The organism is Vibrio sp. OPT41, assembly GCF_015163595.1.
Taxonomy (GTDB): domain Bacteria; phylum Pseudomonadota; class Gammaproteobacteria; order Enterobacterales; family Vibrionaceae; genus Vibrio; species Vibrio alginolyticus.
This window is the reverse complement of sequence record NZ_JADDYH010000014.1, coordinates 403,560-416,127: the sequence shown is the minus strand read 5'-3', so window position 1 is coordinate 416,127 and position 12,568 is coordinate 403,560. Positions and strand designations below refer to the sequence as shown.

9 protein-coding genes are annotated in these 12,568 nt (G+C 43.4%); 8 read left to right on the top strand and 1 reads right to left on the bottom strand.

Features of this window, described 5'->3' with window-relative positions:
• Positions 1-18: 18 nt before the first annotated feature.
• On the bottom strand, positions 19-1,284 hold the full coding sequence (locus IQP38_RS05495; protein WP_025766702.1) for an HD domain-containing phosphohydrolase: 1,266 nt from the start codon (positions 1,282-1,284) through the stop codon (positions 19-21).
• Positions 1,285-1,913: 629 nt separating this feature from the next.
• On the opposite strand from IQP38_RS05495, the gene IQP38_RS05490 reads away from it, so the two are divergent.
• The 8 genes from IQP38_RS05490 to IQP38_RS05455 all read left to right on the top strand — a co-directional run bounded on the left by IQP38_RS05490 (position 1,914) and on the right by IQP38_RS05455 (position 12,559).
• The gene (locus IQP38_RS05490) at positions 1,914-3,107 is read left to right on the top strand and encodes an iron-containing alcohol dehydrogenase (protein ID WP_170890611.1); all 1,194 of its coding nucleotides are present in this window, start codon (positions 1,914-1,916) and stop codon (positions 3,105-3,107) included.
• 161 nt (positions 3,108-3,268) lie between these two features.
• Positions 3,269-4,474, top strand: a complete 1,206-nt coding sequence (locus tag IQP38_RS05485; protein ID WP_033905238.1) for an aromatic amino acid transport family protein — start codon at positions 3,269-3,271, stop codon at positions 4,472-4,474.
• Positions 4,475-4,748: 274 nt separating this feature from the next.
• Positions 4,749-5,873: an HD-GYP domain-containing protein gene (locus IQP38_RS05480; RefSeq protein WP_193837396.1), complete on the top strand. Its 1,125-nt coding sequence runs from the start codon at positions 4,749-4,751 to the stop codon at positions 5,871-5,873.
• An 87-nt stretch (positions 5,874-5,960) separates the two neighbouring features.
• Entirely contained in the window at positions 5,961-6,179 is a 219-nt protein-coding gene (locus IQP38_RS05475) for a hypothetical protein (RefSeq protein ID WP_005377723.1), read from the top strand.
• A 324-nt stretch (positions 6,180-6,503) separates the two neighbouring features.
• Positions 6,504-7,268 carry an ABC transporter ATP-binding protein gene (locus tag IQP38_RS05470; RefSeq protein WP_005377721.1) on the top strand — a complete coding sequence of 255 codons (765 nt, stop codon included), beginning with the start codon at positions 6,504-6,506 and terminating at the stop codon, positions 7,266-7,268.
• An 11-nt stretch (positions 7,269-7,279) separates the two neighbouring features.
• Complete coding sequence (locus IQP38_RS05465; RefSeq protein WP_193837395.1) at positions 7,280-8,164, top strand: iron-siderophore ABC transporter substrate-binding protein; 885 nt, start codon at positions 7,280-7,282, stop codon at positions 8,162-8,164.
• The gene (gene fhuB / locus IQP38_RS05460) at positions 8,161-10,137 is read left to right on the top strand and encodes a Fe(3+)-hydroxamate ABC transporter permease FhuB (protein ID WP_193837394.1); all 1,977 of its coding nucleotides are present in this window, start codon (positions 8,161-8,163) and stop codon (positions 10,135-10,137) included. The genes IQP38_RS05465 and fhuB overlap by 4 nt, the downstream gene beginning before the upstream one ends.
• 199 nt (positions 10,138-10,336) lie before the next feature.
• Entirely contained in the window at positions 10,337-12,559 is a 2,223-nt protein-coding gene (locus IQP38_RS05455; protein WP_193837393.1) for a TonB-dependent siderophore receptor, read from the top strand.
• Positions 12,560-12,568 lie beyond the last annotated feature (9 nt).

Below are 12,568 nucleotides of genomic sequence, written 5' to 3'. Positions count from 1 at the left end.
AGATACGCCCTTTATCGATTAAACATTAGTTGATAGCTCGTAACACTCGGTCATGTTTCGCTCTAGCACTGCATAGACGTCAGAACAAAGTTCTTGTTTAGCGACTTGCTCGCCCATAATCGCGGCGATTTGTGCTTGAGCCATTCGTCCTCGGTAGGGACGGTCCTGAGACAGAGCTTGAAAAACATCGGCAACCGCGACAATACGCGATGGTACATCGAGTTCGTCTCCTGTTTTATGATAAGGATAGCCAGAACCGTCCAAACGCTCGTGATGATTAGAGGCCCACTCCGCTATTTTAGCGTTGGGAAACACTTTGTGTAATGCGAGCTGAGTATCAATTGTATGGCGTTTAATACGCGTATACTCTTGTTTATTAAGAGAGCCTTCTTTATGAAGAATCTCATCTGGTGTTTTTAACTTTCCGATATCATGCACCAACCCAGCAATAAATAACATCTCTTGGTCGTGCTCACAGAACCCAAGCTTGATGGCTAGATACCGAGATAACTCCGCCACTTTTTGCGAATGTTGATAAGTAAATGGGCTTTTTGCGTCAACAATTCGAGCGATAAACATTCCCAAACTATTCATATCTTGGATGGTGAGCTGTTTTTGAAGCCAATCAATGCTTTTAAAGTTTAATCCGATGGTTTCTATATTTTCAGACTCCATCGCGAACCAAAATGCGTCGGTCATAACGAGCTTAACCATTGCCTTAGCCATGTCTGGATTAAACAAAGTTCCAGCGTTTGCCATGATGCATTCTGCAATTAGTTCTTCATGAAGTGTGACAATGTCACAGTGGCAGTTCATGACGTATTTGGAACGCATAAAATCGAGACGATCGGCTAAATAGAGTAGGGCAGCGACCTCTTTTTCAAAAGGCGGTAAATCAAGATATTTTAGTTCACTCCAATGTGTATGGTGGTAAAGAACAGGTGTCGCAAACTGACGTAACAAACGACACTGCTTGAGGCTTCGGTATCCTCTTAAGCAATGTGTTTTTACATCTTGTGGCACCAACTCCTCAAGTAACATTTTATGTTCTTGTGTTTCGGAGACCCCACAATCGTGGATCATCCCTGCGAAGTAGCAAAACTCCGCTTTTTCTGGTTCCCAGTTCATGACCCGAGCACATTGGTAAGCGATGTAAGCGACACGATGGCTATGGTGCGTATCATCAACACCGACATAGTCGAGTGCTCGAGCAACCCAGATAAGTGCTTGTTTCAGATCGACTTCAAAGCCCATGTCCGTATGGGAATGGCAAGAATGATTCATGGTTTATACCGACATTGCTAATTAGCCCACGCTAAACCCAAATCAGAAGGTGATAGGAAAAATTGGGTACGACAGCGAATAGACCCCAAAAAGGTGGGCGTTTAGACATAGTTTTGATTATGGGCGGGATAATAATCCTAGTTGCATAATAATATCACCTGAAGCTCATGGTTAAGAGTCAGATATTTGAACTAAGTATAAGTTTTGAAAGATTATTGTTGCTCTTGTTGACTTATTTGAAAACGACAATAAATCATGATGTAACGCATTCTTATTTTTATTTTTGTAGATCGTGTTCGGGCTCAACCAGAGACACACGGTATTGATGTCTGATTAACAGAATTCATATTGTTGCTTTTGAAGGCAAAAAATAAGAAGACTTCTTCGAGGCTTGCTCTGTAACTAACAGAGTAATAGGGAAAGCAGCTTGTTAACTACATGACAATAGAGCGTCGTTGAAAACATTTTCTCTGTAGCTCATGTCGTTGAGGGAAGATAATAAAATGGTACGGTTTCCCAGCGATGCTAGCCCTTTTAGTGAGATAAGTTTATTGAAAATGTGTGATTGCAAAGTAAGCATAGGTAGTAAAAGTAGCTAGAATGATAGCTCTAAATGAAAAGGATTTCGTATGTTGAAGCATCGTTTATATCGGAGTTACACCGCTGGGTTAAAAATAGCAGCCCTTATCCTTCCTATGCCGAGACCAACCTTGTTTTCCGGCCCTGGTTCGATGAATGAGCTATTAGAATCGATGACCGAGCTGGGATTTAAACGCGTTTTGTTAGTTACCGACGAAGGGTTAGTCCAAGTCGGTATTGTAGATAAGGTGCTTGAGGCTGCAGCACAACTCGATTTACAGTTAGATGTTTTCTCGCAAGTTAAGCCCGATCCTACCTATGATCAGGTAGAGAGCGGTCTAGAGGCTTATCATCGTTTTCATTGTGAGGGCATATTAGCTTTGGGTGGCGGCTCTGCAATGGATTGTGCAAAAGTCATCGCTGCGAAAGTTACCAATAAACGGCCAATAAAAAAATTAGCTGGACTATTGAAGGTATGGCGAATGCCAGCGCCGCTTTTTGCTATTCCAACAACGGCTGGAACCGGAAGTGAAGTTACTATCGCTGCGGTCGTGTCAGATCCCTCCTCACACATTAAAACCCCTTTAATGGATCCAAAGTTGGTGCCACTAATGGCAGCTTTAGATGCGAATTTAATGATTGGTTTACCTCCTAAGATCACGGCTGATACTGGCGTTGATGCATTAACCCATGCTATTGAGGCCTATGTATCGAAAAACGCTACTCAAGAAACGATGGCTTATTCGGTTGCCGCTATTAAACTCATTTTTAAATATCTTCCTAGGGCTGTGATGCAAGGGGATGATGTCGAAGCTCGTCATAAAATGGCTATGGCATCCTATTACGCGGGTTTAGCATTTACCAAAGCGAGTTTGGGTTATGTTCATGCCTTTGCTCACACATTCGGTGCGAGATATGGAATACCTCATGGTATGGCAAACGGATTAGCCTTGTTGCCTGTGCTGCGCTTTTCATTATCAGAGATTGAGCCTCAACTAAGAAAGCTCGATGAGTTGACGGCCGAGGGGCAGTTAGGTAACGCAAGTGCTCAGCATTTTTTGGCGAATCTGGAGTCCTTGTTTTCAACTATTGATATTGAGCAAACCAGTGCGCTCATTCAACGTGAAGATGCTGATGCGCTTGTTGATTTAATTCTGAAAGAGGCGCACTGGAATTACCCTGTTCCCAAGTTCATGAACAGGGAAGAATGCACACAGTTATTGTTAAATATCAGTAAGGTGTAAATTGTAGTTTACATGTGTGGTTTTTTATCCTTACACTTTGCTTGATCTTCTGCTAAAGATCCTACAATATCGACGGAAATACAAATATGGTGTTGGTTTCGGTCCGCCGTTGCCCGATCTAATACTGATAATTTCTAATAAAGTGTAAAGATTAATATACAATGAGTCGTTCTAAAGTATTCGGTAGTACGCTAATTATTGCGGGCACTACAATAGGCGCTGGTATGCTAGCGCTTCCACTTGCCTCTGCCGGCATTGGTTTTTCAACTTCTATTATCATCATGCTAGGCTTATGGGCTCTGATGGCTTTCACTGCCTTGCTTATGCTTGAGCTTCATCAACATGCGGAGAGTAGTGCTACACTTCATACTTTGGCGAAACAGATCCTAGGTCAAAAAGGCAAGTGGGTGGCAAGTTTTGCGATGTTGTTTCTTTTCTACTCATTATGTGCAGCGTATATCGCTGGCGGTGGTGCTCAGTTCGGAGACCGCCTTGCACAATGGTTTGACCTCGATATTTCAGGGCCTACATCAACGATAATCTTTACCTTGATTGTGACTTTAGTTGTGACAGTGGGTACCGGTACGGTCGATAAAGTAAACCGAGTTCTGTTCGCGATGAAGCTCATTGCGATGGTTGCGGTGCTTTCTTTTCTTGCTCCAAACGTTACGGAATCTTACTTGTTAAGTATGCCAATCGAACAAGGCCTTGTTGTAGCGGCGATTCCGGTGATCTTTACTTCGTTTGGTTTCCACGGAAGTATACCTGCAATTGTGAATTACTTAGACGGTGACACTTCTTCTTTACGCAAAGCCGTTATTATTGGTTCGACGATTCCACTCGTTATTTATATCTTTTGGCAAATCGTGACGTTGGGTGTGGTTAGCCAAAGTACGCTTGTTGAGAACGGAGGGTTGAGCGCACTGATTGGTCAACTATCTCAGACAGTACACCAATCAAATTTGGGTAGCATTGTTGGTGTGTTTGCTGACTTGGCATTGTTGACATCGTTCCTTGGCGTGAGTTTGGGTCTATTCGAATTTTTGGGTGATACCATCAAAGGAAGTAACGATAAGCCTAATCGTTTGATTGCGGCACTAGTGACGTTTACTCCACCGCTAGGCTTCGCACTTTTCTATCCTCAAGGCTTTATTATGGCTTTGGGCTATGCAGCGATTGCCTTAGCGATTTTAGCCATCTTTTTGCCTTTGGTTATGGTGATCAAGGTTCGTAAATCGGATGATTTTACTGGGGAGTACCGCGTCGCAGGTGGTCAAGGTGCGTTAGTGATAACGGGCATCGCTGGCACTGGCATCGTATTCGCTCAGGTGTTAATTACGCTGGGTGTGCTTCCTGCTCTAGGCTAGTTGTTTAGAACGTTCTTTGAATAACTTCTAGTTACTGAATCCATCGTAATCAATCAGTATTGTTAGGCCAACGAGTTTCGCTCGTTGGCTTTTTTAATCTGGATCAAATTACCGTAAGATATCCGGTGAAAAAATTGGTAGAAATGTGCTTTTATTTCGTACACTTAAGTTGTGGTATATCGATAATTTAAGTGGAGAAAACCGCTCAAAATACCATTGAATTTGCAACACAATGAGCTTTTCTTGTTTCTCTGCTTTGGTGTGGAGGTGAAGCATGGCGCACCGGAGTTTTTACCCGTTTGCAAAACCGCTTAACGAGCAACTGCAAACGCTAAAAGGCAGGATGCAGGCGCACTTGCCATGTATTGATAGGGTGTCATTTGCAAAATATCACCCAGACCAAGATGTGCTCAAGTCATTTGCAGAAAGTGAGTTCGACACTTGGTGTTTAGCCCATCACGAATCAGCATTCCGTAAACTCCACCACCTCAATATTGCCTCTAAAAACGCGGTTCCTCGTATCGTCGAAGACCTTCATGATATTAAGCACTGTCCTCGGGTTCAAATTTTACTCAAACACGGATATCAGTCGTCGGCTGCTATTCCTTGTTATGACAATAAAGCTTTTACTGGTTTTGTATTTTTGAACTCCACTCAACGTGATGCGTTTAGTTTAGAAGCGCTGAATGGTCTTAAACCTTATTTCGAAATGATTCGATTTGCGGTTGAATCAGAGACTCAAGTAGTCAATGCGATAGAAACGCTAGCGAACCGAATGCAATGTATGATGCCAGGCTATTCACCTGAGTATTACGCGCATACCAAACGCATGAAGTACTACAGTCAAATTATCGCAACGCAGTTAGCGGATCGTTATCACCTGAATGACGAAATGGTCGAAGATATTGGTATTTTTGCTCAGTTCCATGCGCTCGGTGATAGTCAGCTGCCAGTTGAAATTGCTAGCCGCCGAACAAATTACTCTCAAGAACAAGAGGCGATATTGATTCAACATATTGAGCGTTGTATCGATTCAGCGGATGACATAGTTGCCCGTATCGGAAATCCGGTTCACCCGAGTGTGACTTTGTTTTTGCAGATGATTATTTATCAGTACGAAAATTTAAATGGCACTGGTTATCCGTATGGTTTAACCAGTGATGATATACCAATCGCCGCGCAAATTACGGCTGTCGCGAATGCCTTTGATTTTATGACGACGCACCATCCGTACAGACAAGCGTGGTCCATCCCATACGCATTGTTAGAACTTGAAAAATGGGTATATCAGGGATGGTTATCTCGAGAATGTGTTGATGCTCTGCGAGAGCATCAAGGTTATATAAAGCAAATCATCCACAAATATCCCGAGCACTATACAGGCTTGGGGTTAATGTGAAGAGCAGTAACAAAGTTGAAATGTTGACGAGGAGGAATATTTAAACAATACTGTTTTTATATACAGTAATAAGTTTGGAGGTGAAGTATGTTGTGGGAAACCCTTGAAAGAGTAAACCGCTTACGCCAACAAGCACTTGCAAATCCTGAGTTTGTTGAGTCAGCAAAAGAGCACGAACAAGCACTTCAGGAGCAAGAATACCATTATCAAACTAAGAAAAAGCGTTCAGCCAAAGACAAACAAGGTAAAAAGTCGCTGGCCGATATCTATAAAGAAGTAGAGTTTGGCGCTGACGCTCGTCATTAATGTATTCACTGCGGCATTTTTCATTTCTTCATACGCTGCAGTATTCGTTCAAATTTATGCGAGAGCAGTGGGAGACCGCTGCTCTCGTTGACCTGCCTATAATTTACTAATGAAGTTCAGCAGAGCAAATTATCACTAACACTTAGCAATTCTCTCAATGATTTTGTTGATGTAATGATAATGACAACGGTTTGCATTTGTATCTTTGTTGTTATATAAAACCTCCCTTATTAATCGTTCTGTTGAATAAGAACGGCAAACGTGATCAACGAATGAGAGCTTTGAATAACTGTTATTCGTAAATGGCTATTAGGTGAAGTAGGGATGTTGGAAGCTAAAGCACTCCAGTTTGAGATTGAAGGCAAGTCATTGCTAAAAGCGTTTGATGTGACATTTGAACCCGGAAAAACATACGCTCTTGTTGGACACAATGGTTCAGGAAAATCCACATTGTTAAAGTTGCTGGCACAGCAACAGCCATACACCGCTGGTGACGTGGTTCTGCATGGAACGAGCATTAACGATCTCTCAGCGAAAAAGTTTGCCCAACACATTGCCTACTTGCCTCAGCATCTTCCAGTGACCGACAGTATTTTAGGTCGAGATTTAGTCGGTTTTGGTCGTTATCCATGGCATGGTTTACTTGGACGTTTGAGTAAGAAAGATCACGACATTGTTGAAGAAGCAATGGCGATGACAGGCACACTAAAATACGCAGATCGCTTAGTGGACACGTTATCTGGAGGAGAGCGTCAACGTGTGTGGCTAGCTATGCTGTTAGCCCAAAAAACCGAGTATTTGCTTCTTGATGAGCCTTTGTCTGCGCTAGATATCAGCCATCAAGTAGATATGTTGAAGCTTATCTCTAAACTCAGTCAAGAACTGGGTTTGGGCGTTATTATCGTATTACACGATATCAACTTGGCTGCACGATTTTGCGACTACATCGTTGCATTACATCAAGGTGATTTGATTGCACAAGGCAATGTTGAACAGGTGTTTACTGAACCTAAGTTGAGGGACATATATGGGATAGAGATGATGATCTCTGACCACCCTGCGGGTTATCCGGTGGCGATGCCAAGCTAAAGGTTGGAATAATGAGCAGTACAAACACTCGACTTAAACATTTCTCTTTCGCTCTCTCACTTAGTGCGCTTTTGGTCAGTTCTTTTCAAGCACTAGCTGACGCATCACCTCGGGTGATGTCGGTTGATTGGACACAAACTGAAACGATGTTGGCTTTAGGGGTCGTACCTGTAGGCGTTGCTCAAGGGCAAGATTACGATGCTTGGGTAAAATCGCCACCGTTACCACCTCAAACGAAGGATGTAGGGTTAAGAACTCAACCCAATATAGAGCGCATTTACGAGCTCAGACCTGATCGTATTTTTATTGCCCCGTACTTCTCCTCAATGAAGCATCGCTTAGTTGATATCGCCCCGGTTACCACCATTGACTTATATGAAAGCGGGATTACGGATTGGTCGGTACTTACCAGTTTCACTCGGAGGTTTGGTGAAGAGCTGGGAAGAGAGGCGGAAGCAGAGGCGCTTATCCAACAATATGAAAAACGTTTGTCTTTATTAAAAAAGCGTATAAATAAAGGCCAGCCGCCACTTCTAATGATTCAGTTTATGGATACAAAGCACGTACGTGTTTTTGGTCAAAATAGTCTTTACTCCCAGGCTATCGAAAAGATTGGGCTGAGTAATGCATGGAATGAAAAGACGAATAGCTGGGGCTTCAGCCTAGTTGGCATCGACAAGTTAGCTGGCATAAAAGCTCAAATCGTTATCGTAGAGCCATTACCTTATGGTGGAGCGGAGCAGCTCTCTCAAGACCCATTTTGGCAATATGTTGTTCAACAATCTGGTGAAAAGGTCATGCAAGTCGCGCCCGTTTGGAGTTTTGGTTCTATGCCTTCAGCCCTCCGTTTCGCAGAGTTAGTTACGGCGAGTAAGGTCGAGGAGTTAACACAATGAAAACGATGCCTTTAAGCTTTGTGGTGTTACTTTCGGCATTTACCTTTTCTATTGGTGCTTTCCAATTGTACCAAGTAAGCTCATTTTCGTTAGCTCTAAGCAGTTTATGGGAGCCTAACTTTCAATCTATCGATTCTGTTTTACTTCACTTTAGCTGGTGGCCTCGAGTCTTCACCACGATTATATCTGGTGCTGGATTAGCGGTTGCTGGGGTATTGATGCAGCAAGTGCTGCGTAACCCTCTCGCTTCACCCACGACACTTGGTGTGGCGAGCGGTTCAAGTTTTGCTTTGATGTTAGCAACGCTATTCGCACCTTGGATGTTGGATATCGCGCCTAATTTGGTTGCTCTCATCGGCGGTGTGATATCGATGGGGTTGGTGATGCTGTTGTCATGGCGACGAGCGTTATCTCCAACGGTTGTCGTCGTTTCTGGGTTAGTGATAAACCTGTACTTTGCATCATTAAGTACGGTTATTCTGATGATGAATACCGAAAAGCTGAATGGGTTAATGATATGGGGAGCCGGTTCGCTTGTTCAGAGTGGATGGGGAGATTTCTCGTATCTTGCACCTCGAATCGCACTTGCTACGGTCGTTGCATTTGTGATTGCAAAGCCGTTAAGTCTGTTGGAACTCTCCGAGCAAGGTGCCAAGAGTTTAGGTGTCTCGTTAGCTAAGTTGCGTTTTGTCTGTCTTGGGCTTGCGGTGTTAATCACTTCTTGGGTGGTTTCTGCCGTAGGAATCATCGGTTTCATCGGGTTAGCGGCGCCAGCGATTACTCGATTGATAGGTATCAATAAAATCCAGCATAAGCTTTGGGTATCAATGCTGATTGGTGCCATGTTATTGACTTTAACCGATTTGGTTATTCAGCAACTGCCAGGGCTAATGGCGAGTTTTATACCAACGGGAGCAGCAACGGCTGCATTGGGCGCTCCGTTACTGTTATGGCTGTTACCTCGTTTATCACAAAAGACGCAGAGCCATACTCAAACAGTGTTAACTCGACACCGTCAACATGTTTACAAGCTAAACCCTAAAGCGATCTCATTGGCGTTGATCGGCACGTTAATTTCTGTTGTTCTTTTTGCCACGGTTGCTGTGCAAAATGAAGGGTGGACAAATTTATTTGCTAGCCAAAATTGGATTTTTTTGGAATGGCGCGCACCTAGATTATTTGCAGCAGCAATTGCGGGGGCAATGTTAGCGATTGCTGGAACCATGATTCAACGCCTAAGTGGAAACCCAATGGCAAGTCCTGAAGTGATCGGTATCAGTTCAGGGACAGCGATGGGATTGATCATCGCGATGTTTACTGGGTTTGGTTCGTCAATTTTCACTCTTTCTCTAGGCGGGCTCGTAGGCGCATTAGCGACGGTATTAGTCATTGTGCTGCTAAACCGTAAGTCAGGCTTTCAGCCGGAGCGTATTTTGTTGACTGGTATTGCAATAACCGCACTGATGAATGCAATACAGAGCTTTATTCTAACCACTGGTGACCCAAGAAGTTATCAAGCATTGGCTTGGTTGTCTGGGTCTACCTACTATGTCTCGGTTGAAACGTTACTCCCATTGTCTTTATCTGCGCTTGTCTTTATAGGGTTGAGTTTTCTCTGCGTAAGATGGCTAGATATTCTTCCTGTCGGTGCCGCTTCCTCTAAAGCACTTGGAATTCGAGTTGATCGTTCACGCGCAATACTGCTTCTTTTAGTTGCTTGTCTCACGGTCAGTGCGACATTGGTTGTTGGCCCGATTAGCTTTGTTGGGTTGTTGGCTCCGCATTTAGCTCGCTTATTTGGTTTTAACAAAGCGTCACAACACATGTTATGCGCCGCGATACTGGGGGCAGGGGTGATGTTGTTGGCTGATTGGTTGGGACGACAGGTCCTTTACCCGCAAGAAATACCAACAGGGCTTATGGCGTCTCTCATTGGCGGTTTGTATTTAATGTGGGGTTTACGCCGCTTATAGAAATGAGCTAAGCCTCAACCAAGAAAGTACTTATACAAATAAGCACTCGTAGTGGCATTCGTAACCTATGCGAGTGCTTTATGCAAAACCTCTGGTTTGTCTTTTACGGAAACAACTGGCGATGCCGTAACTCGCTTTTCTTTCAGCGGTCGCTGAAGTCATGAAGGGTTGGTTTGGCTGCCGACAAAAAGGAGAGAATATGACTCGGCAGTTTATGCTGACACCAACGTCGATGGCAGTTGTATTAGCTGTATCAACGCCAAATGTCTTGGCTCAGGAAGATGAAAATATAGTTGTGATTGGACAGCAGCAAGACAGTGCAGTTGGTCCAGATTTTAGTTATCTCGGAGCGAAGAGTCGGGCAGCGACGAAAACTGATATTGCTATCAATGAGACTCCAAGAGCGGTGTCTGTTGTTACGCGAGAGCAAATGGATGATCGTGCCTCTATTAGCATTTCTGACGCACTACAGTACACACCAAGCATTCAAACTAATTATTTCGGCGAAGATAACAAGCAAGATTGGTTTATTATTCGTGGTTTTAAACAAGCGAACAGCGGGTTGTATCAAGATGGTACCCGTTTATATTCTTCTGGCTTCTATAGTTGGCAAATAGATCCGTTTGCGTTAGAGAGGGTTGAAGTTTTACGTGGTGCAGCGTCTGTTCTTTATGGGCAAAACCCTCCAGGTGGGGTTATCAATCTTGTCAGTAAGCGACCTCAATTTGATGGGGGGTCAGGACTTGTATCTTTGGAGTACGGTTCTGAAGACCGTAAACAACTTTCTCTTGACGTAAACTCTGAGGTGAGTGAGCAGCTAGCTTTCCGCTTTCAAGGGTTAGCGAGAAAAAATGGGACGAGAATTAGTGGGGTAGAAGCAGAGCGCATTCTTCTCTCTCCATCGATGACGTACAAATTTAATGAGACGTCTGAAATTACCTTTCTAACGAGCTATCAAAAAGACGACTCAGATCCTTATCTGCAATTTTTGCCAGTTGAAGGAACGTTAACGCCAAACAAAAATGGAAAGATCAGTGATAGTTTAGCGATAGGCAATCCTAACTGGGAGACGTTTGAGCGTGAGCAGGTGTCTTTAGGCTATGAGTTTTCTCATGCATTTAATGATACCACTTCATTTGTTCAAGCAGCTCGTTACAGCGAAATGGATGTTAAGCTAAGACAAATGTATTCGTACGTTTACTCGGCTGACGTGCCTGCGTTGGGGCCGGCTTTGGACCCATCAAATGAACGCAAAACCATACTTCGGGGTGCTTCAACAGAAGATGGGTCATCTGATGCTTTTAATATCGATAATCGTTTGATGCACCAAGTAAATGGGGGAAGTGTTGAGCATAACTTGATGTTGGGCATAGATTTTCAAATGATCAGTATCGATGGTAAAGATTTTGCCAATGACCCTATCGTTGCTAATGGTAGTGCATTATTAAACACACCAATGGGAGCTTTGCCCGATCCTAGGTTTAATGTATTTAATCCTACTTATTCGGATAACATAATGTTACTCGATCCGAATACGCTACAACCATTGAGCGAAACCGATAAGCAAAGAACGAAAATCGATAATCAGCAACTCGGCGTCTACTTTCAAGATCATATGCTGATCAACGATAAATGGGCGATGTTATTGGGGGCACGTTACGACGATACAAGTAATGAAGTACATAATGTTACCACGGGTGCTCGCACGAAAGTCGATAATGGAGAGTGGACGTTTAGCGTGGGAACGGCTTATATTTCTGATTCTGGCTTCACGCCATACTTTAGTTACTCTCAGTACTTTGATCCAATTATTCAAGAAGACAGCAATGGTAAGCCAGCGAAGCCTGAAAGCGGTGATCAATTTGAAATCGGTATGAAATACCAACCGGATTCATTTGATGGTTATTTCAATGTTGCAACGTATCGGGCAACAAAAGAAAACTTGGCTCGTATCTACTTGAGTGAATTAACGCAAATAGGAAAAATAGAAAATAACGGCGTTGAGTTTGAAGCTGTAGCTAATGTGACACCATCCTTAACATTGATCGGGAACATTGCGTACGTTGATGCAGAGATAAAAGAAGACATCAATAAGGCATGGGTTGGCAAAACACCTTCCCAAGTGGCGAATACCGTATCATCAGCTTGGGCACATTATCGTTTCTTTGATGGACCTCTTGATGGCTTTGCTGTTGGCTTAGGCGCGCGCTATACAGGTGAGTCATACGGAGACAATGAAGAGAGACTAAAAGTACCAAGTTATTTCTTAATGGATGCGACGGTCAGTTATCGAATCGGCGATTACAAGCTACAAGTCGCAGCTAAAAACATCGCGGATAAAAAGTACATAGCGACATGTGATGGCTTTTGTTGGTATGGCGACCGACAAAATGTTATTGCAAGTTTAACTTACGACTGGTGAGTTAACGTA

Bases quoted from the DNA above. Each gene is read 5' to 3' on its own strand.
- IQP38_RS05495 (WP_025766702.1), bottom strand. From the start codon at position 1,284: ATGAATCATTCTTGCCATTCCCATACGGACATGGGCTTTGAAGTCGAT.
- IQP38_RS05490 (WP_170890611.1), top strand. From the start codon at position 1,914: ATGTTGAAGCATCGTTTATATCGGAGTTACACCGCTGGGTTAAAAATA.
- IQP38_RS05485 (WP_033905238.1), top strand. From the start codon at position 3,269: ATGAGTCGTTCTAAAGTATTCGGTAGTACGCTAATTATTGCGGGCACT.
- IQP38_RS05480 (WP_193837396.1), top strand. From the start codon at position 4,749: ATGGCGCACCGGAGTTTTTACCCGTTTGCAAAACCGCTTAACGAGCAA.
- IQP38_RS05475 (WP_005377723.1), top strand. From the start codon at position 5,961: ATGTTGTGGGAAACCCTTGAAAGAGTAAACCGCTTACGCCAACAAGCA.
- IQP38_RS05470 (WP_005377721.1), top strand. From the start codon at position 6,504: ATGTTGGAAGCTAAAGCACTCCAGTTTGAGATTGAAGGCAAGTCATTG.
- IQP38_RS05465 (WP_193837395.1), top strand. From the start codon at position 7,280: ATGAGCAGTACAAACACTCGACTTAAACATTTCTCTTTCGCTCTCTCA.
- fhuB (WP_193837394.1), top strand. From the start codon at position 8,161: ATGAAAACGATGCCTTTAAGCTTTGTGGTGTTACTTTCGGCATTTACC.
- IQP38_RS05455 (WP_193837393.1), top strand. From the start codon at position 10,337: ATGACTCGGCAGTTTATGCTGACACCAACGTCGATGGCAGTTGTATTA.